The sequence below is a fragment of the Shigella sonnei genome (genome assembly GCF_002950395.1).
In the GTDB taxonomy this organism is placed as follows: domain Bacteria; phylum Pseudomonadota; class Gammaproteobacteria; order Enterobacterales; family Enterobacteriaceae; genus ECMA0423.
On record NZ_CP026802.1, the window covers coordinates 1,997,939 to 2,019,180 of the forward strand.

The 21,242-nt window shown below is 51.8% G+C and carries 16 protein-coding genes; 5 read left to right on the top strand and 11 right to left on the bottom strand.

All coding sequences use genetic code 11. The features are described from left to right. The first annotated feature begins 112 nt into the window (after window positions 1–112). From pncB to aspC, 4 genes are all read left to right on the top strand, one after another. The gene (gene pncB, locus C1P89_RS10745; RefSeq protein ID WP_001297200.1) at window positions 113–1,315 is read left to right on the top strand and encodes a nicotinate phosphoribosyltransferase; all 1,203 of its coding nucleotides are present in this window, start codon (window positions 113–115) and stop codon (window positions 1,313–1,315) included. A gap of 169 nt (window positions 1,316–1,484) precedes the next feature. After that, window positions 1,485–2,885 (top strand): asparagine--tRNA ligase, encoded by a 1,401-nt coding sequence (gene asnS / locus C1P89_RS10750; protein ID WP_000117881.1) that lies wholly within the window; start codon window positions 1,485–1,487, stop codon window positions 2,883–2,885. Between the two features lie 600 nt (window positions 2,886–3,485). Beyond that, window positions 3,486–4,574, top strand: a complete 1,089-nt coding sequence (ompF, locus tag C1P89_RS10755) for a porin OmpF (RefSeq protein WP_000977922.1) — start codon at window positions 3,486–3,488, stop codon at window positions 4,572–4,574. A 184-nt stretch (window positions 4,575–4,758) separates the two neighbouring features. Next, on the top strand, window positions 4,759–5,949 hold the full coding sequence (aspC, locus tag C1P89_RS10760; protein WP_000462687.1) for an aspartate transaminase: 1,191 nt from the start codon (window positions 4,759–4,761) through the stop codon (window positions 5,947–5,949). A 221-nt stretch (window positions 5,950–6,170) separates the two neighbouring features. Here the strand turns inward: aspC and gloC are convergent, their stop codons facing one another. From gloC to cmoM, 8 genes are all read right to left on the bottom strand, one after another. Next, window positions 6,171–6,818 carry a hydroxyacylglutathione hydrolase GloC gene (gene gloC / locus C1P89_RS10765; protein WP_001109487.1) on the bottom strand — a complete coding sequence of 216 codons (648 nt, stop codon included), beginning with the start codon at window positions 6,816–6,818 and terminating at the stop codon, window positions 6,171–6,173. A 26-nt stretch (window positions 6,819–6,844) separates the two neighbouring features. Next, window positions 6,845–7,393 (bottom strand): peptidoglycan L,D-endopeptidase MepK, encoded by a 549-nt coding sequence (gene mepK / locus C1P89_RS10770; protein WP_001295932.1) that lies wholly within the window; start codon window positions 7,391–7,393, stop codon window positions 6,845–6,847. 180 nt (window positions 7,394–7,573) lie between these two features. Beyond that, window positions 7,574–9,421, bottom strand: coding sequence for a L,D-transpeptidase (ldtD, locus tag C1P89_RS10775; protein ID WP_000926024.1), 1,848 nt, complete (start codon window positions 9,419–9,421; stop codon window positions 7,574–7,576). 207 nt (window positions 9,422–9,628) lie between these two features. Then, entirely contained in the window at window positions 9,629–10,975 is a 1,347-nt protein-coding gene (locus tag C1P89_RS10780) for an IS4-like element IS4 family transposase (RefSeq protein WP_000483769.1), read from the bottom strand. A 144-nt stretch (window positions 10,976–11,119) separates the two neighbouring features. After that, window positions 11,120–15,580 carry a chromosome partition protein MukB gene (mukB, locus tag C1P89_RS10785; protein ID WP_000572708.1) on the bottom strand — a complete coding sequence of 1,487 codons (4,461 nt, stop codon included), beginning with the start codon at window positions 15,578–15,580 and terminating at the stop codon, window positions 11,120–11,122. After that, on the bottom strand, window positions 15,580–16,284 hold the full coding sequence (mukE, locus tag C1P89_RS10790; protein ID WP_014333992.1) for a chromosome partition protein MukE: 705 nt from the start codon (window positions 16,282–16,284) through the stop codon (window positions 15,580–15,582). Before mukE ends, mukB begins: the two co-directional genes overlap by 1 nt. Next, on the bottom strand, window positions 16,265–17,587 hold the full coding sequence (gene mukF, locus C1P89_RS10795; protein ID WP_001288850.1) for a chromosome partition protein MukF: 1,323 nt from the start codon (window positions 17,585–17,587) through the stop codon (window positions 16,265–16,267). Before mukF ends, mukE begins: the two co-directional genes overlap by 20 nt. Next, window positions 17,584–18,369 (bottom strand): tRNA uridine 5-oxyacetic acid(34) methyltransferase CmoM, encoded by a 786-nt coding sequence (gene cmoM / locus C1P89_RS10800; RefSeq protein ID WP_001298300.1) that lies wholly within the window; start codon window positions 18,367–18,369, stop codon window positions 17,584–17,586. The genes mukF and cmoM overlap by 4 nt, the downstream gene beginning before the upstream one ends. A 135-nt stretch (window positions 18,370–18,504) precedes the next feature. On the opposite strand from cmoM, the gene elyC reads away from it, so the two are divergent. Beyond that, window positions 18,505–19,284, top strand: coding sequence for an envelope biogenesis factor ElyC (gene elyC, locus C1P89_RS10805; protein WP_000899573.1), 780 nt, complete (start codon window positions 18,505–18,507; stop codon window positions 19,282–19,284). Here elyC and C1P89_RS10810 read toward each other — a convergent pair. The 3 genes from C1P89_RS10810 to ycaR all read right to left on the bottom strand — a co-directional run bounded on the left by C1P89_RS10810 (window position 19,261) and on the right by ycaR (window position 21,233). Next, window positions 19,261–20,154, bottom strand: coding sequence for a YcbJ family phosphotransferase (locus tag C1P89_RS10810; protein ID WP_000436922.1), 894 nt, complete (start codon window positions 20,152–20,154; stop codon window positions 19,261–19,263). The two genes, elyC and C1P89_RS10810, sit on opposite strands and share 24 nt — an antisense overlap. A 153-nt stretch (window positions 20,155–20,307) precedes the next feature. Further along, window positions 20,308–21,054, bottom strand: a complete 747-nt coding sequence (gene kdsB, locus C1P89_RS10815; protein ID WP_000011601.1) for a 3-deoxy-manno-octulosonate cytidylyltransferase — start codon at window positions 21,052–21,054, stop codon at window positions 20,308–20,310. Continuing rightward, entirely contained in the window at window positions 21,051–21,233 is a 183-nt protein-coding gene (ycaR, locus tag C1P89_RS10820; protein ID WP_000350058.1) for a protein YcaR, read from the bottom strand. Before ycaR ends, kdsB begins: the two co-directional genes overlap by 4 nt. Window positions 21,234–21,242 lie beyond the last annotated feature (9 nt).

Genomic DNA, 21,242 nt, shown 5'->3' on the forward strand with positions numbered 1-21,242 from the left:
GGCATATGGTGTGATCGGGGTTCAATAAATTGCGAAACAAGGTATACTCCAGCAGTTCCTGAAGATGTTTATTGTACTAAACGCTCCTGTACGAGGACGCTACTGCGCACCTATGACACAATTCGCTTCTCCTGTTCTGCACTCGTTGCTGGATACAGATGCTTATAAGTTGCATATGCAGCAAGCCGTGTTTCATCACTATTACGATGTGCATGTCGCGGCGGAGTTTCGTTGCCGAGGTGACGATCTGCTGGGTATTTATGCCGATGCTATTCGTGAACAGATTCAGGCGATGCAGCACCTGCGCCTGCAGGATGATGAATATCAGTGGCTCTCTGCCCTGCCTTTCTTTAAGGCCGACTATCTTAACTGGTTACGCGAGTTCCGCTTTAACCCGGAACAAGTCACCGTGTCCAACGATAATGGCAAGCTGGATATTCGCTTAAGCGGTCCGTGGCGTGAAGTCATCCTCTGGGAAGTTCCTTTGCTGGCGGTTATCAGTGAAATGGTACATCGCTATCGCTCACCGCAGGCCGACGTTGCGCAAGCCCTCGACACGCTGGAAAGCAAATTAGTCGACTTCTCGGCGTTAACCGCCGGTCTTGATATGTCGCGCTTCCATCTGATGGATTTTGGCACCCGTCGCCGTTTTTCTCGCGAAGTACAAGAAACCATCGTTAAGCGTCTGCAACAGGAATCCTGGTTCGTGGGCACCAGCAACTACGATCTGGCGCGTCGGCTTTCCCTCACGCCGATGGGAACACAGGCACACGAATGGTTCCAGGCACATCAGCAAATCAGCCCGGATCTAGCCAACAGCCAGCGAGCTGCACTTGCTGCCTGGCTGGAAGAGTATCCCGACCAACTTGGCATTGCATTAACCGACTGCATCACTATGGATGCTTTCCTGCGTGATTTCGGTGTCGAGTTCGCTAGTCGGTATCAGGGCCTGCGTCATGACTCTGGCGACCCGGTTGAATGGGGTGAAAAAGCCATTGCACATTATGAAAAGCTGGGAATTGATCCACAGAGTAAAACGCTGGTTTTCTCTGACAATCTGGATTTACGCAAAGCGGTTGAGCTATACCGCCACTTCTCTTCCCGCGTGCAATTAAGTTTTGGTATTGGGACTCGCCTGACCTGCGATATCCCCCAGGTAAAACCCCTGAATATTGTGATTAAGTTGGTAGAGTGTAACGGTAAACCGGTGGCGAAACTTTCTGACAGCCCTGGCAAAACTATCTGCCATGATAAAGCGTTTGTTCGGGCGCTGCGCAAAGCGTTCGACCTTCCGCATATTAAAAAAGCCAGTTAATATCATCAGGGAGCTAATCGGCTCCCTTTTTTTACCTTTAATTCCGAAATCTTTCGCTGCATTTGCGAATTCTGCTTGTCTGATTGCAGATGCCAGGTAACATAGGTATCCCCCCCATTTACGGGTGGACAAGTGTTTATTTTTTCCGACTATTAACAGAGAGAATATTATGAGCGTTGTGCCTGTAGCCGACGTACTCCAGGGCCGCGTAGCCGTTGACAGCGAAGTCACCGTACGCGGATGGGTACGTACCCGCCGAGATTCAAAAGCTGGCATCTCCTTCCTCGCCGTTTATGACGGTTCCTGCTTTGATCCTGTACAGGCTGTCATCAATAATTCTCTGCCCAATTACAATGAAGACGTCCTGCGTCTGACCACCGGCTGCTCGGTCATTGTGACGGGTAAAGTCGTGGCATCGCCGGGCCAGGGGCAACAATTTGAAATTCAGGCCAGCAAGGTTGAAGTTGCTGGTTGGGTTGAAGATCCAGACACTTACCCGATGGCGGCAAAACGCCACAGCATTGAGTATCTGCGTGAAGTCGCTCACCTGCGTCCGCGCACAAACCTGATTGGTGCCGTCGCGCGCGTTCGCCATACGCTGGCGCAGGCGCTGCATCGCTTCTTTAACGAGCAGGGATTCTTCTGGGTTTCAACGCCACTGATTACCGCATCTGATACCGAAGGTGCAGGCGAAATGTTCCGCGTTTCTACGCTGGATCTGGAAAACCTGCCGCGTAACGATCAGGGCAAAGTGGATTTCGACAAAGACTTCTTTGGTAAAGAGTCTTTCCTGACCGTATCTGGCCAGTTGAACGGCGAAACCTACGCTTGCGCATTATCCAAAATTTATACCTTCGGCCCGACTTTCCGTGCTGAAAACTCCAACACCAGCCGTCACCTGGCGGAATTCTGGATGCTGGAGCCGGAAGTGGCGTTTGCTAACCTGAACGATATCGCGGGTCTGGCTGAAGCCATGCTGAAATATGTCTTCAAAGCGGTTCTCGAAGAACGCGCAGACGACATGAAATTCTTCGCTGAACGCGTAGATAAAGATGCCGTTTCACGTCTGGAACGCTTCATTGAGGCCGATTTCGCGCAGGTGGATTACACCGACGCAGTGACCATTCTCGAAAACTGCGGCAGGAAGTTTGAAAACCCGGTTTACTGGGGCGTCGATCTCTCTTCTGAGCATGAGCGTTATCTGGCGGAAGAACACTTTAAAGCACCGGTAGTGGTTAAAAACTATCCGAAAGATATTAAAGCGTTCTATATGCGCCTCAACGAAGACGGTAAAACCGTTGCGGCTATGGACGTTCTGGCTCCGGGCATCGGTGAGATCATTGGTGGCTCCCAGCGTGAAGAACGTCTGGACGTTCTGGACGAGCGTATGCTGGAAATGGGCCTGAATAAAGAAGATTACTGGTGGTATCGCGATCTGCGTCGCTACGGTACTGTTCCGCATTCAGGTTTCGGTCTTGGTTTTGAACGCCTGATTGCTTACGTAACTGGCGTGCAAAACGTGCGTGATGTGATTCCGTTCCCACGTACTCCGCGCAACGCCAGCTTCTGATTTTCTTCCTCAAAGAGCCAGCGCCTGCTGGCTCTTTTTTATCCTTTCTGTCAAGTTATCTGTTTGTTAAGTCAAGCAATCTATTTGCAACCCCGCCATAACGATCATCCTGTTACGGAATATTACATTGCAACATTTACGCACAAAAAATAACCCGCATTCTTATTGCGGATTAGTTTTTTCTTAGCTGATAGCACAATTTTCATACTATTTTTTGGCATTCTGGATGTCTGAAAGAGGATTTTGTGCCAGGTCGATAAAGTTTCCATCAGAAACAAAATTTCCGTTTAGTTAATTTAAATATAAGTAAATCATATAAATAGATAAAAATTGCTGTAAATATCATCACGTTTCTATGGAAATATGACGGTGTTCACAAAGTTCCTTAATTTTTACTTTTGGTTACATATTTTTTCTTTTTGAAACTAAATCTTTATCTTTGTAGCACTTTCACGGTAGCGAAACGTTAGTTTGAATGGAAAGATGCCTGCAGACACATAAAGACACCAAACTCTCATCAATAGTTCCGTAAATTTTTATTGACAGAACTTATTGACGCAGTGGCAGGTGTCATAAAAAAAACCATGAGGGTAATAAATAATGATGAAGCGCAATATTCTGGCAGTGATCGTCCCTGCTCTGTTAGTAGCAGGTACTGCAAACGCTGCAGAAATCTATAACAAAGATGGCAACAAAGTAGATCTGTACGGTAAAGCTGTTGGTCTGCATTATTTTTCCAAGGGTAACGGTGAAAACAGTTACGGTGGCAATGGCGACATGACCTATGCCCGTCTTGGTTTTAAAGGGGAAACTCAAATCAATTCCGATCTGACCGGTTATGGTCAGTGGGAATATAACTTCCAGGGTAACAACTCTGAAGGCGCTGACGCTCAAACTGGTAACAAAACGCGTCTGGCATTCGCGGGTCTTAAATACGCTGACGTTGGTTCTTTCGATTACGGCCGTAACTACGGTGTGGTTTATGATGCACTGGGTTACACCGATATGCTGCCAGAATTTGGTGGTGATACTGCATACAGCGATGACTTCTTCGTTGGTCGTGTTGGCGGCGTTGCTACCTATCGTAACTCCAACTTCTTTGGTCTGGTTGATGGCCTGAACTTCGCTGTTCAGTACCTGGGTAAAAACGAGCGTGACACTGCACGCCGTTCTAACGGCGACGGTGTTGGCGGTTCTATCAGCTACGAATACGAAGGCTTTGGTATCGTTGGTGCTTATGGTGCAGCTGACCGTACCAACCTGCAAGAAGCTCAACCTCTTGGCAACGGTAAAAAAGCTGAACAGTGGGCTACTGGTCTGAAGTACGACGCGAACAACATCTACCTGGCAGCGAACTACGGTGAAACCCGTAACGCTACGCCGATCACTAATAAATTTACAAACACCAGCGGCTTCGCCAACAAAACGCAAGACGTTCTGTTAGTTGCGCAATACCAGTTCGATTTCGGTCTGCGTCCGTCCATCGCTTACACCAAATCTAAAGCGAAAGACGTAGAAGGTATCGGTGATGTTGAGCTGGTGAACTACTTTGAAGTGGGCGCAACCTACTACTTCAACAAAAACATGTCCACCTATGTTGACTACATCATCAACCAGATCGATTCTGACAACAAACTGGGCGTAGGTTCAGACGACACCGTTGCTGTGGGTATCGTTTACCAGTTCTAATAGCACACCTCTTTGTTAAATGCCGAAAAAACAGGACTTTGGTCCTGTTTTTTTTATACCTTCCAGAGCAATCTCACGTCTTGCAAAAACAGCCTGCGTTTTCATCAGTAATAGTTGGAATTTTGTAAATCTCCCGTTACCCTGATAGCGGACTTCCCTTCTGTAACCATAATGGAACCTCGTCATGTTTGAGAACATTACCGCCGCTCCTGCCGACCCGATTCTGGGCCTGGCCGATCTGTTTCGTGCCGATGAACGTCCCGGCAAAATTAACCTCGGGATTGGTGTCTATAAAGATGAGACGGGCAAAACCCCGGTACTGACCAGCGTGAAAAAGGCTGAACAGTATCTGCTCGAAAATGAAACCACCAAAAATTACCTCGGCATTGACGGCATCCCTGAATTTGGTCGCTGCACTCAGGAACTGCTGTTTGGTAAAGGTAGCGCCCTGATCAATGACAAACGTGCTCGCACGGCACAGACTCCGGGGGGCACTGGCGCACTACGCGTAGCTGCCGATTTCCTGGCAAAAAATACCAGCGTTAAGCGAGTGTGGGTGAGCAACCCAAGCTGGCCGAACCATAAGAGCGTCTTTAACTCTGCAGGTCTGGAAGTTCGTGAATACGCTTATTATGATGCGGAAAATCACACTCTTGACTTCGATGCACTGATTAACAGCCTGAATGAAGCTCAGGCTGGCGACGTAGTGCTGTTCCATGGCTGCTGCCATAACCCAACCGGTATCGACCCTACGCTGGAACAATGGCAGACACTGGCACAACTCTCCGTTGAGAAAGGCTGGTTACCGCTGTTTGACTTCGCTTACCAGGGTTTTGCCCGTGGTCTGGAAGAAGATGCTGAAGGACTGCGCGCTTTCGCGGCTATGCATAAAGAGCTGATTGTTGCCAGTTCCTACTCTAAAAACTTTGGCCTGTACAACGAGCGTGTTGGCGCTTGTACTCTGGTTGCTGCCGACAGTGAAACCGTTGATCGCGCATTCAGCCAAATGAAAGCGGCGATTCGCGCTAACTACTCTAACCCACCAGCACACGGCGCTTCTGTTGTTGCCACCATCCTGAGCAACGATGCGTTACGTGCGATTTGGGAACAAGAGCTGACTGATATGCGCCAGCGTATTCAGCGTATGCGTCAGTTGTTCGTCAATACGCTGCAGGAAAAAGGCGCAAACCGCGACTTCAGCTTTATCATCAAACAGAACGGCATGTTCTCCTTCAGTGGCCTGACAAAAGAACAAGTGCTGCGTCTGCGCGAAGAGTTTGGCGTATATGCGGTTGCTTCTGGTCGCGTAAATGTGGCCGGGATGACACCAGATAACATGGCTCCGCTGTGCGAAGCGATTGTGGCAGTGCTGTAAGCATTAAAAACAATGAAGCCCGCTGAAAAGCGGGCTGAGACTGATGACAAACGCAACATTGCCTGATGCGCTACGCTTATCAGGCCTACGCGTCCCCTGCAATATTTTGAATTTGCACGATTTTGTAGGCCGGATAAGGCGCTCGTGCCGCATCCGGCATAAACAAAGCGCACTTTGCCAGAAATCCAGGCCCGCATTAAAAGCGGGCTTTTTTATGTGCCTTACCAGACGGGCATTTCGTCTTGCAGGAAGGGATTATGCAGGCGTTCATAACCAAGTGTGGATAATGGTCCGTGACCCGGAATAAATGTCACGTCATCCCCCAGTGGCAGCAATTTATCTTTGATTGAAGAAATCAGTTGATTATGATCGCCACGCGGGAAGTCACTGCGCCCTACTCCGCCTTTGAAAATAACATCGCCAGAAATCAGCAGCTTTGCCCGATCATCAAAAAACACGACATGACCCGGCGTATGCCCAGGGCAATGTAACACCTGTAAAGTCACATTCCCTATGCTGATGGTATCGCCTTCGTTCAGCCAACGATCTGGCGTCAGCGGCTGGCACTCTTCCAGACCAAACATACGACTTTGCGCAGGCAAGCCTTGCAGCCAGAACTCATCTTCTTTTTCCGGGCCAAAAACCGGCACGCCGTAATGTTGCGCCAGTTCCGCCGCTGCGCCAACGTGGTCCAGATGACCATGCGTCAGCAGGATCTGCATCAGTGTCAGGCCGCTGTCATCAACTTCCTGTTTGATTTTTTCCGCATCGCCGCCAGGATCGACCAGTGCGGCCAGACGGGTTTGTTCACACCAGATTAATGAACAGTTCTGGGAGAATGCGGTGACCGGAATAATACGATAGTTCATACTGCCCCTGTTTCGTTAAGCAATTACTACCAGTGCCGTGCTGGCCCGGTATCAATATGCACAAAGTTACTACGTGGATAATATCCTACACCACCTGCGCGCATAGATAACGCGGCTTTGCGAATATTGCTTAACGCGATACCTTCAATATGGAAATCCATCGCCTGGCCTTTAGTGTGATAGCTTTTCTTCGCTACTCCACGGCTGCGGGCGCGTAGTTCATTGTTGGTATCAATAGAACGATAACCGGAAATGAGTTGCACCGGTTTGCGCGTGCCTAACAACCCTTGCAGGCGATACAACTGGTCGAATAATCCTGGGTCGATGGACTTTATTTTGTTCGCGCGGTAATCGCGGAAAAAATGGTTAAGTTTTGCCAATTCTTCCTGAATATAGCCTCTGCCATCGAAAAACTCCGCTTTGATTGACTCTCCGGTATGAAGATTATTGAGTGTCAAAATGCGCGGGCGTGGGGTAGAGAGTGTTGCAAACGCAGGGGTCGGCAGGATGGCGGCACCGAGTGCAACGCCACCAAGCGCCAGCAATTTGCGGCGATTAGCGTCGAATTTGTCCATGATAATCAAGTCTACAGGTCAATGTTATCGTTTATATGCACTTCTGGCGCACAAGAGGCACCTTAACCGCCCGTAAAGCAGACGTCAAGATGACTCAACCCCAGCAGTGACGGGGGCTGCAGAGAATCGCCCCCAATCATGCTAATTATTACGACAACTGATTTCCCCGAACTACTTCATTTACCTGATTAATTGTTCCGCTTTCGATACGATTTGCGAGCTGGATCGCGCAGGCAGATCATAATTGTAAATATCTGTACGATACTGGGTACGACCATCTGCACCAACAAAGGCCGTCAGGTAGTAGAGATTCACCGGAATCGACTGCCGAATATTGACGTAACGTGTATCACCCTGCTTCAGCGCATCAGAAATACGTTTGTCATTCCAGCCTGCATCCTGCAACAGCATATTCGCCAGATCGGAAGCTTTATTCACTCGTACACAGCCTGAGCTCAATGCGCGTGTATCACGCTTGAACAGATTGTGGTTCGGCGTGTCATGCAAATAAATGGCCTCTGAACTCGGCATATTGAATTTATAGCGCCCCAGCGAGTTCCGTGGGCCTGGAGCCTGCTGGAAGCGGAACGGTAAATTCGAGGCCGTGATTGTAGACCAGTCAACCTGCCATGGGTCAATCGCTTCTCTGCTGTTCCAGCCGCGCATCACCGTATAGCCATGGCTTTCGAGATATCCCGGATCGTTGCGCACTTTTGGCAGAATATCTTTGCGTGCCAGAGTTGGAGGTACGTTCCACGGCGGGTTTACCACTACGTTGTTAAGGGCACTGCTCATCATCGGCGTTTTGCGATCGGGGCGACCGACAATGACTCGCGAATCCAGCACCTGATTGCCGTTCTGATAGTAGACCAGCGAATAGGCCGGAATGTTAACCATGATCCCGGTAGAAAGCTCTGTTGGCAGCAAGCGCAATCGCTGGATGTTGAGAGCCAACACGCCAGCACGCTGGGCGGGCGTTACGTTTAACCAGTCACGTGTTGCCGGGCCAATAGCACCATCTGCCCCCAATCCTTGCCATGCCTGAAAACGTTTAACGGCTTCCACCAGTTCATTATCGTAGGCGGCGCGAACGGCAGGCGCAGGTTTACTACGAGACGTCGTTTGCTTGTCCATCGGCTTAGTTTCTGCTGTTTCAACAGTAACAGCGGATGGGCTGACTACCGCGTCAGTTGGCGTGTCATCGCCAGGTAGAGTAATTTTCGGCCCCCCGTCCAACATGCCTGTGCGTTGCAATATTTCGCGCAACGCCGGTACGTCGTTACTCCACTGCCCTGGGCGCAACGTTGCTTTGCCGGTCAGTTGGGGCCACGGTTTGGTGTCACTGAGTAAGGCCAGTAACGATTCATGCATCGCCGCATATTGCGGATGCTGCGGTGCCAGTCCTGCAACAAACGTAGGCAATTGACCTTTATCCAGCGCCAGCTGCCATTGGTTAATCACCGAGAGCGGCGGCGTTGCAAGTGCATAAGGTTTACTGCTATATAGCCAGCGAGTGCCTTTGACCGGAATATTTGCAATGAAATGGAGATAGCCCATCATCGCATCAGAGAGCACTACGTCGCGTGCCATCCCGTTAACACCAGGATCGGTCAGTAACTCTACCCATTTATTAAACTGCGGCTGGAAAACGGCAATCGCCACCTCTGCCAGCTGTTGCTGGAAGGCTTTAACAGCATCACGGTTTTCCCACATGGGTTGCATATCGCGTGCGGCATACAACAGTTGAAGCTGGTTAAGATAAACCGGCTTGTAACCTGCGGGTAATTGAGATTCGATTTGCGTGCGGGCTTTTTCTGCCGCACCTTCAGGCAATGGCTGGATCCCCGCCATTATTGCCGTGGCTTGCGCCTGCGGCAGTGCCTCGCCCTGTTCACTGACAGCCACCGGGCTGTCGCCAGGGATTACTTCAGGCTCATCGGCCTGCGCATTGAACAGTGGAGCGAATGTTACGGCCAGGCACAAACTGATTGCCGACAGCCGACGACCACACATCATATTAAGCAACATCCCTTGCCCCCTGTTTTTATCATACTCTGAATAGCCAGGCTGTTATTTTACGACTTGCCTGTACAACGCCAATACTCACGAAAGTATGACGAGCAAGCCTGTTACTCATCAGGCTTATCTTCAGTATATAAACGCCGATACGTTTTTACATAACCTAATGTAAAGAAGTTTAAAGAAAAGCGCGCCGTAATGTGTAATGCCAGTCAGTTAAGCAACTGACTGGCTCTTTTTCGGGGCTGTGGGGTATTTCCAGGGCCTCTCCTTTACCACTCTCGGGAAGGCCCTTTCCCTTCTCGTCGGTAATTTCACAAGTTGTCCCATACTTGCAAGATCGCGCATCAGCTCCGGTATACGTCCCGGTGAAGCGCCCTGCAATGTCATCAGCATTCTCATCACCATTCCGCATGATTCTGAGAAACTCAGTTGATTCGGCCAGTAACCTTTCAGATGTTCCGCCATTTTAATCATCTGATATCTCACCAGATTATAAGCCAGTAAGACACCCCACAGCTCTTGCTCCACAAGCTCCGGCTTTTTACTTCTCAGCGTCAGCCTGCTCAGTTGCATCGTCTGTTTTATCTCCCTGTATCCCAGTTCGATTTCCCAGCGATGACTGTACAGATCCGCCATTTCTCCTCCGGGGAAGCGCATGGCGTCCGTCATCGACGTCAGCAGATGGCAGACTTTTCCTTTGCGCGTCACGGTCAGCAGGCGGGCTGTCACTTCATTTCCCAGTCCCGGCCACTTTTTTCGTGCCTGCGGGCTGGTTTTCAGCTTCACCAGATGATCGCCTTTACCCAGTTTTCTGAGCTCTTCATATTGCGCTCCCTTTCTGAGAGGTATCATCCAGTGGCGGTGTTCTCCCGCCAGGCTCCAGGCATTTAACAGTCCCAGTGAGTAATAACCTTTATCCATTAACGTCAGAGTGTTATCGCCGGTTTGTTCTATAAGTTGCTCAGCAAGCTCATTTTCGCTGTTCTTCATCGTGCCGAAGGCTGCAGCCGTCAGCAGATGGCTGGTCAGTTCCATCTGGCAGACCATTTTGACCTGCGGGTAGAGCGCCGGGTTCCCGGCATGTGTCTGGCGGGGGAAGGCTGCATCGTTCTCTGGTGTATCCGGTGTGCGCCAGAACACACCATCGATGGCCAGCAGGGTCAGGCCGCACCAGTGCGGATGCGGCGTGGCGTTATGCCAGAGCTGCGCTGTTTTCGTGAACACGCGGCGGACAGCCTCACTTCCCAGGCGCTGGCGGGCCTGAATAACGGCACTGGGGGCAACGAAGGGGCGATTGCCCGGCAGCATGATGTCCAGGCGATTCACAATCTGGTGAAGAGGTTCTTTACGCTCAAGCGCCATGCCAACAATACACCAGACCATCATTTCGAGGGGAAGACGGCGCTTGCGTAGCGTTACAGTACCTGATTCGGCAAGGCAACGAGAGATGAGTTCGGGGTCGAGGTAATCCCCCAGAGAAGTCAGTGGGTTACGCAGAGAATCGTAACGGGATACCAGATCAAGAGCCTGTCCAATGTGCATAAAAAAATCCGGAAACAAGTGAGCGTTTCCGGATTCTTACACAGCCACTGGATCGGTCAACTGATCCTTAACTGATCGGCATTACGCCGTAATGTGCCACTTTTTTAGTGCAGAAACGGAGTTTTCGGAAAAAGAAAAGGCGGCATTGCTGCCGCCTTAATTTTAACTCTCCTGAGAAGGCGCTTCGTCACTTCCTGGAAGCGTTTCAGGGAGTTGCGGCGCAAATCCTCGCAGGCCGACGACGTGAACGTGTTCGGTATTCTGGAAGACTTTACGCACCAGTTTATAGGTGGTGCCTTTCTCCGGGCTGATATTTTCCGGCGCTGCGATGATGAGCTGCATTTGCAAACGTTCACACAATTCAAACAGCGTGGCGATAGAACGAGCATCCAGTCGCGCTGCTTCATCGAGGAACAGCAGGCGGCAAGGAGAGATATCTTTACCGCGCAGGCGGCGAGATTCATCTTCCCAGCTTTGTACCACCATCACCAGAATCGACATACCGGTACCAATCGCCTCACCGGTCGACAATGCACCAGACTCTGCGCGCAACCAGCCATCGGAACCACGGTTAACCTCAACTTCCATTTCCAGATAGTTGCGGTAATCCAGCAGTTCTTCGCCAATGGTCTGCGGCGTGCGCTGCCCCATATCAATCTGCGGATTAAGACGCTGATACAATTTCGCCAGCGCTTCCGAGAAGGTCAGACGGTTGCTGTTAAACAGATCCTGATGCTGCTCGTGCTGTTCAGAGAGCACATCCAGCAGCATGGCGTGCGTTTCACGCACGTTCACGTTCAGACGTACGCTGTTCACCTGACCAAACGATACGTTCTGCAACCCCTGGTTGAGCATACGGATACGGTTCTGTTCGCGCTGAATGGTTTTGCGAATGATGTTCGCCACGCTGCGGGAACTGATCGCCAGTTTCTGTTCGCGGGAGGTTAACTCCTCGGTCAGTCGGCTAAGTTCGATTTCCATCTGCTCGATGGCTTCCACCGGATCATCGGTACGAATAATATCCTGACGAATACGTTCACGCAGATGCTGATAAACCGCCACGAAGAACTGAATTTTACGTTCCGGACGTTTTGGATCTTCCGACATGCGCAGCACGTCGCGCAGATGTTCGTTATCCGCCACCGCCAGACGCAGCGCACCCAATGCCTTATCCGACATAGAGCGCAAATCATCAGCGGAGAGATAAGCCAGCTCGCGACGGTGTAAGCGCCGTTCAACGACGTTATCTTTCACCATGCGCATCACTGCACACCAGCCCGCTTTGGCGGTCACTACCTGCTCGCGCATCTCAAAGTAATCCCGCTCCAGCTTGCGCAGTTTGCGGGTCAGATTGTCCATCTCCGCTTCGCAGAAAGTCAGTGCTTTTTCCAGCTGGTTGCGGCGGGACCGGTTATTACTCAGTTGCGCATGCAGCTCGTCACGGCGAATTCGCGCCCGCTCTTCTGCCCCGCTATCGGCGCGCACGCCGATATCCTGCAATTCACGTTGCAGATCGTTGAGTAGCTCTTTTTTGGTGTCGTAAGAACTTTTCAGCGAAGCCAGCACCTGGTTGTACTGACTCAACTGCGCTGCGTGACCACGCAACGCTTCACGAGCGCGAGTACGCTCCGCTTCCGCCTGTTCCAGACGTTCACGCAGCTTTTCGTTGAGATCGCTATTACCGCTCAGCATTTCTGCCGAGTCAGAATAGCTAAAGTGCGCACGACGCTGCACCACTTCCGTCAGGGCAAACGCCTGCTGACGGGCATCGCGCTGCATCTGCTGAGAGTACGCGTAATCTTCTTTTAGCTGTTCGAACTGTTCCGGGTCGCTCTGCAATACCGAAACGATCGGTTCCAGTTTCGCCAGTTGATTGCCAAACTGCTGAACAAAACGCGCGGCTTCCTGGGCTTCATCCAGACGTTCGCGGATTTCATCGACGCGATCCGCCAGGCTGTCATCAGCCAACAGGTTGAGACGCGGCAGAATGCGGTTCAGCGCCGTAACGCCTTCTTTCGCCTGCTCAAACTGAATACGCTGCTGCTGGTTATCATTTTCATGATTACTCAACGCCCGCTCCAGTTCGACGCGACGGCTGTTCAGTTGACGGATTTCTGCTTCCGGGTCAGACTCAAACGCCACCGCCAGATGACTGCCGATAAAGCGGCTGAACGCCTGATGCAGACGCTGGGTTTTCTGTACATCAAAGGAGAGCGTGGCGAAGCGTTCGGAAAGCACTTCACGCTCGGCATGGAGGCTTTCAATACGGCTTTCACGCGCAGCACGACCAAACAGCGGCACTTCCGGGAAACGTGAATAACGCCACTGACGATCGGCGATTTTCACCACTACCGCTTTTTCCAGCTCATCAACGCTGAACACGCTGTCATCGAATGACTGCGGATCCCCTTCGATCAAATAGAGATCTTCCGGGCAATCGGTCAAGCCTTCCAGGTGTTCAGTTACCTGTGACAGATCTGGCACCACGATGGCGTGGCGTGACGGGCCATACAGCGCTGAGAAGTACGGCGCATCTTCCAGGCTAACGTCGTCATAAATTTCTGACAGCAGCACGCCGCCAAAACGCTCCGCCAGCGCGTTCAGACGCTGATCTTCAGAGCCGCCAGGCTGGCTTAAACGTTCGATCTCTTCATCGACAGCGTTTTTGCGCGCGCCCACTTCATCGCGTTCAACAATCGCCTCTCGCTCACGCTCCAGCAACTGTTGCAGATATTCGGTGACGTCCTGGCTGGAGGTAAACTCTTCACCGCACTGCTCGCTCAACTGGTTGAGACTGTTTTGCGCTGCCAGCCAAACCGGCGCACGCTGCATCAAACTCTGAATGCGAGACTGCAGCTGTTCCTGTTCCTGGCGCAGTGCCATGCGCTCTTCACGGGCGTTAGACACGCTATCGGAAAGAGAGGCAATGCGCGCTTCCAGCTCCTGATGCAGAGCTTCCAGTTCATCAATATCAAAATTCTTGCCCTGACGTTTGCAGAAGTCTGCCAGCAGGCGTTCGGCTTCTTGCTGCTCGCGCAGACGCTGTTCCAGTTCACTTAAGCGCATCCGCAACGGTTGAACCTGCTCTGCCAGGTGACGCTGATCGACCCCTTCGCGCAGCAGTTCGCGGGCGACATCCCAAGCCTCGTTACGCGCCAGCGGGCCGTTGATTGCCACCACCAGCTGATAAGCCTGCTCAAACTGGCTGTGCGCGGTTTGCGCCATGCTCATTTTCTGCTCAAGAGAGAGCATTTTTTCAGTCGCTTCCAGCTCTTTCGCCTGGAAGGTTTCCAGCCATTCGGCGGCGCTGTCGGCGGTTAAGTCCGGCAGATGGCACAGTTCTTTGGCGCGATTAAGCGCAGCAATCGCCTGGTTATACTGGATCGCGCGCGTTTGCTGGACGTCCAGCGCCTGCTGGTAGTCAGCAAGCTGGCTTTTCAGCTCGTCCACTTCCAGTTCGGCAGCTTCCGCGCGAGCCTCGTTCTCTTCCTGGCGTTCGATGGCTTCTGCCACCACTTCGTTTTGCTCTTCCAGACGGATCTGCAGCTCATCGAGATCCGCTTCGTAGCGTTCGATCTTCTCCTGCTGACGCTGTGCGGTTTGCACCAGGTTCAGGTGATCGCTGGCCGCCTGATAATCCGCTTCCAGATCGCCTTCGGCACCGTTGTGCTCTGCCAGCTCACGCGCCATATCGACGTGTTTGTACTGCTCAGCCGCCAGTTGCTGACGCGAAGTATGTAACTCGCGACGAAACTCCAGGGCTTTGTCGAGATGGACACGGCGCTCGTTGGCGTGACGCATGTAGTCCGCCGCCACGTAGTTGGTAGCTTCGCTGATCAGATGCTTAAACAGGTCACGGTCCGACTGGGTGACACGAATCGCTTCCAGCGTCATGCGGTTTTCACGCAGCGCCGCTTCCATGTCCTGGAACGCTTTACGCACGCCGCTGTTTTCCGGCAACAGGTAGTCGCGCAGAGAACGGGTAATGGCACTGGAGATCCCGCCATACAGCGAAGCTTCGATCAGACGATAGAATTTGCTACGGTCAGATGCGGAGCGCAGACGACGCGCGATGATGCCCAGATCGAACATCAGCGAGTGGTAATCGGTAATGGAGTTGAACTGTTTAAACTGCACGCCTTCCATCGCCTCGAGCTTGTCTTTCAGCTCGTTAAGCGGCAGCACGCGCGCCTGGCGTTCGTTCAGGGTTTCGGTCACCAGCTGTGTCGGCTGCACCGACATCGGCAGTCCCTGAATGGCAAATGGTTTGATATCCACTTTACGATCGCGTCCGGCAACCTGTTGCAGACGCACACCGACCACCACGCGCTGGTGGCGCGAGTTAATGGTGTCGAGCATCGAATAACAGACACCCGCTTTCAGCTTACCGTGCAGACCTTTATCGCGCGAACCGCTGGTGGCCCCGGCTTCCGTAGTGTTACGGAAATGCAGCAGGGTCAGGTCGGGGATCAGCGCCGTAACGAACGCCGCCATGGTGGTGGATTTACCCGCCCCGTTACCGCCAGAAAGCGTCGTGACCAGCTCGTCAAGGTCAAAAGTTCGGGCAAAAAAGCCGTTCCAGTTAATCAGCGTCAGTGAGCGAAATTTACCGCGTTCAATCATTATTCTTCCTCTCCGCTATCTGGCTGATTCTCTTCGGTTTCATCGTTGAGTTGCAGATGATTTTCAATCGGCATTGCTTCGCCATCACGAATCAGGCGACGCTGTGCTTCACGGGGATCGTCGCCAGCACGCACATCGGCTCCGAAGCGGAACACCGATTCGGTAATGCGAAACTTGCTGCTGTCGTGGCCCATAAACCACACCATGCCTAAACGACGCAGACGGTTGAGCGAAGAACGTACTTTCTCCTGCAACTTCTGACGGTCAACGTCTGAACCGGTTGAACGGTTGTTCACCAGTTTCAGCAGTTTTGCTTCATCGGCCAGGGTGAGCAGTTCGTCGTACAGTTCCTGCTGGGTGAAAATCCCCTCATTCGCCAGCCGTTCCGGGCTGAGATAGAGATAACAGAGGATTTTCCCGACCATCATATCCAGTTCCGACAAGACGGAACGCGGGATAAGAGTGGTGGAACGTGGGCGTAAATAGAAGAACCCTTCCGGTGCGCGAATAAGCTCAACGTTATAACGCGCGTAAAACTCTTCCAGATATTCCTGAAAATCCATCAGGAATGCATGATTATCCAGTTCGTCGAGGCCAATATGGCGGCCTGAACGTAAGGCGCTGTCCAGCGCCGGAAATAACGGATTCGCCAGCGCCTGCGCCAGCTTAACCGACATCACTTGTTCAATATTTGTCGATGACATGCGCCTGTACCTTGGCTCCGTAATCATTAATCGGCTGCCATTTCGCTGGCAGTCCGGTGAAATCTGCTTGCGCTACGCCAAGACGTACCGCCTGATCAATAACAATACGCGCAACGTCAAAGTGACGTGCACGCGGATACTGTGACAGATATTCGCGTACCACCAGACCAAGATCCAGCGGCACTTGTCTGGTTTTGTACACGGCAAGTTGTTCTTCGATGATCGCCGCCAGCTGTTCGCGGATCTCGTTAAACTCTTCGTATTCCAGATCCTCAGGAAGTTCCCCAGTCACTTCTTCATCGCGCAGTGCCATCTCTTCGTCACGCATATCCAGCAGACGATCGGCATTGGCATAAGTTAGCGCCCACGGCTCATCAAAATAGGTTTGTACCGACTGACGTAACCGCTGAGCAAAGACGCGGTTTTTATCCATATCGATCGCGGTACGAATAAATTTGTGTACGTGGCGGTCGTAGCCAATCCACAAGTCGATGGATTGCTGGCCCCAACTGATAATACGATCGAGTTTGCTCTGCAGATCGAACACCAGACGATCGACGAAATGCAGATCGTCATGGGTCATCGTCGCATCCTGAATGCGCAACAGATTAGCCTGCAATTTGTCGCCTGCCGCTTCCAGCGTATCCTGCAATTCACGCAGCGTTCCGGAAGTTTCCGAAAGCAACAATTCACAGCTGGAAATCGCCGCCCGCCAGTCTTTGTTCAGCAACTGGGCGATATCGTCCTTCACCTGCTGCTGCTGTTCGTCCATCAGACGTTGCGTCAGGTCGATACTGTCGAAAATTTCTGCTACCGAATATTTCAGTGGCGCATAGACATTACGGTGCCAGTGAAATTCATCACCGCCCTCTTCGGCGGCATCTGCTGCGCGTTTGAGCTCACCCGCCACAATCGACAACTGCATAGAAAGACGCAGCGTAGAAAACTCGCGCTGACGGATGTAGTAGTCAGTAATGCCGATGCCGAGCGGCGTCAGACGGTAAATTGCGTTCCCTTCCGCCTGCTCGCTGGTAAAGCGGTTCAGCAGACGTTGACGCACCATGTCGTTGATCGCGTTATTGGCGCGCACGCCGATGGTTTCGCTGGTTTGCTCAAACGCATCACTCACATGGCGGAATGCATCCACCAGCTCGCCTTCACTCATCTCACCATCCAGACGCTCGCCGTTCAGCGTGGCAACCGCCAGCAGAAAAGAGAGTCGGTCTACCGGCAGCGAGATGGAGAAGTCATTTTTTCTGGCCCAGGCAACCAGTTCGGGGACTGTCTGGGAAAATTCACTCATACTTTATCCTTGCTCTGCGGTTTGCGCGCGGTGACATGAATATAACGCCCCAGGGTAATATACGGTTCCTGACGGCAATAACGCGTTTCTAATTCAAGTAATGCTTCATAGCAGTCGCGCTGCTGGTGCTTCTCGCGCAGATAATCATGAAACACGCGAACGCCTGTCTTACCCATAATTTGCCAACCAGCTTCTTCCAGCCACAGATAAACCTGCGCCGGGTCGCGTGGATAATCTGGCGAAAGCGTCCGTTTTTTCTTTTTCGGCATTCCCGCCTGCACGTAATCAAAATTCCCGGCGACCATGTTATGCATCAACAAACCATGCGCATTGTAGAACATTAACGACAACACGCCGCCTGGACGCAACACTGACCACAGGGTCTGCAATACACTGCGGGGATCGGCCACCCACTCGAGCACCGCATGGAACAATATCAGATCAACGGGCGTTTCCAAATGCGAAGCAACATCCTGAGCGGCGCAATGTATAAATTGCATGTTGTCGCTCACACCTTTTGCTTCTGCCGCCTGTTTTGCGCGGTCGATCATCTGCGCAGAAAGATCGCATAAAATGACCTGATGCCCGCGCTCGGCCATTTTGATTGCGGTCTGCCCTTCTCCACCGCCCGCATCCAGCACACGCAGTTTTTGCGGACCCATTTCCGCCAGCACGCGATCGAGATCCTGCCACAGAATAGCCTGTCGAAGCTGCCCTTTGGTGGTGCCGTAAATGTTACGGGAAAACTTTTCCGCAATATCATCAAAATTGCGATCCTGCATTGCTTTCTCCACCGGTTGGCTAAGACGTTTTCTGATAAAGACGCTATTTTGTCACAGCCACGGCGAGAATGAACCCGTCTGGTGTAATATCGCTGGCGATCCCTTGCTATATGGTTAAAAAAGGAACCAGAAAGGATGCTTTTTACACTGAAAAAAGTGATTGGCAATATGTTGCTGCCACTTCCGCTGATGTTGTTAATTATTGGCGCTGGCCTGGCGCTGCTGTGGTTTAGCCGTTTTCAAAAAACCGCGAAGATTTTTATTAGCATTGGGTGGCTGGCACTCTTGTTATTGAGTTTGCAACCGGTAGCCGACCGCCTGCTGCGTCCCATCGAAAGCACCTATCCGACATGGAATAATTCGCAAAAAGTGGACTATATCGTGGTGCTCGGAGGTGGTTATACCTGGAACCCGCAGTGGGCACCGAGCTCTAATTTAATCAATAACAGTCTGCCACGCCTGAATGAAGGTATTCGCTTATGGCGCGAAAATCCGGGATCAAAACTGATCTTCACGGGAGGCGTAGCAAAAACCAATACGGTGAGTACAGCGGAAGTAGGTGCCAGAGTTGCGCAATCGCTGGGCGTGCCGCGCGAGCAAATTATCACCCTGGATTTGCCAAAAGATACCGAAGAAGAAGCTGCGGCAGTGAAACAGGCGATTGGTGACGCCCCTTTCCTGCTGGTGACCTCCGCATCACATCTGCCGCGGGCGATGATCTTTTTTCAGCAGGAAGAGTTAAATCCGCTACCAGCCCCGGCGAATCAGTTGGCCATCGACTCGCCGCTTAATCCGTGGGAACGGGCAATCCCTTCTCCGGTCTGGCTGATGCATAGCGATCGTGTTGGCTATGAAACGCTTGGCCGCATCTGGCAGTGGCTGAAAGGTCCGTCAGGCGAGCCACGGCAAGAGTGATTTTGATGCCAGATCGAAGTTGCGCCGACTAAATCGTCCGGTATTAACCAGTTGCGCAACTTCATCCCATAACACATACAACCAACGCCGCCAGATGAACGACTCCGCCACTGGCGCGCGTTGCAGGTAACTCCAGAGCAAATCTTCCGCCAGAGAATTATCCATTAGTCGGAACAGTTCGTATTCTCGCGGTGCCCAAAGCATTAGTCCCGGCCCGACCATCGCCAGTAACTGATCGCTGCGCGAATCTTTCAGCATGCTGCGTAAACAGAAGTTACCGTGAATCAACACACAATTGTCGTTAAAGCCTTCAAATAATGCCGGGAGACATTCGCGAGTGCGAAACAGGATCCGCTTATCCTGCATCGTCAGACCGGTGTTATTGAACTGATTGAGCGTGGTCCATAGCACTTCAACATGTTGCCGGTACCATGAGGGCCAGAAATTTTCCTGAGTATTGTCGACCGCGCCGACGCAACCGCGACTGTCCTGACGGTGCCAGGCCAGTAAGGCTTCAACGATTTGGTCTTTGAGCTGTTCCCAGCGTTCTGGTGTTCGGGCTGGTGCCTCCACCGAAACACCACGCATCCGCTCCAGTAGCAGGACATCAGGGCCGGGGTGTTCTTCATGCGTCATCACACCATAAATAGTCGGCATACGGACAGTCCCACTTCTTGCCAGCATGGTGGTTTTCCATGCCAGTTGTCGGGCTTTTCCGGGCGTACTAAAGCTTCTTGCCATTAACGGCATTGGGTTTCCCTGGCTGTCATACAAAGCCCACAACGCCGTATCCGCTTTTTCATTGACGCACTCAATACGACTGAGTTTTTCGCCCAGTAAATGGCTTAATTCGGCACGCAGCTGTTCCATTCAGATTACCCTCATAAAAGCTACTGCTTTCATAATGAGCGCCAATATAAAAGATGTCACCTGAATGAGATCAATTGTTGAAAAGAAAAATTGAGGAAAATCGTAACGGTACGACACTCCTCCCAAAATTGGCTGAAGTGTCGTGAAGTGAAATTAGCGCATTTCAGCGCGAACGCGCTCAAGATCTTCAGGGGTATCCACACCTGTGCCAGGAACTTCCTGAGCAACAGCAACATGGATTTTTTCGCCGTACCACAGAACACGAAGCTGCTCTAACATTTCGATGTGTTCTAACGGACTTGCCTGCCAGTTGACGTAACGACGGATAAAGCCTGCACGGTAGCCATAAATACCAAGATGACGCAGGAAGTTATCGCCAACGGTTTCAAGGCCTTCTGCAAAACGATCACGATCCCAAGGAATGGTGGCGCGTGAGAAGTACAGTGCATACCCTTCAGCGTCGAGAACCACTTTCACCGCATTCGGGTTAAACGCTTCTTCCGCATTGTGGATTGGCACCGCCAGAGTCGCCATACCCACCTGACGCTGAGCGAGGTTATCAGCAACCTGACGAATGATTGTCGCAGGGATCATCGGTTCATCACCCTGCACATTAACGATCACCGTGTCGTCGCTGAATGCGCATTTTTCGACAACTTCCGCCAGACGTTCTGTTCCTGACTGATGATCGGCGCGCGTCATACATACTTCACCGCCAGCGGCTTCAACGGCGCGGGCAACATCCTCATGATCGGTTGCCACGATGATGCGCTCGGCACCTGATTCACGCGCGCGTTCAAGAACATGAACAATCATGGGTTTGCCGTTAATATCAACCAATGGTTTACCGGGCAGACGCGTGGACGCGTAGCGCGCGGGAATAATGACCACAAAACTCATGATTTACTCTCATCAGCAGTCAGCACGCGGGCTTCCGTTTCCAGCAACACTGGAATGCCATCGCGGAGCGGGAAAGCCAGGTTATCCAGTTTGCAAATAAGCTCTTGTTTTTCCTGGTTATACCAAAGTTTTCCGTTGCAAACCGGGCAGGCAATGATTTCAAGCAAACGATGATCCATAGTTCCTCC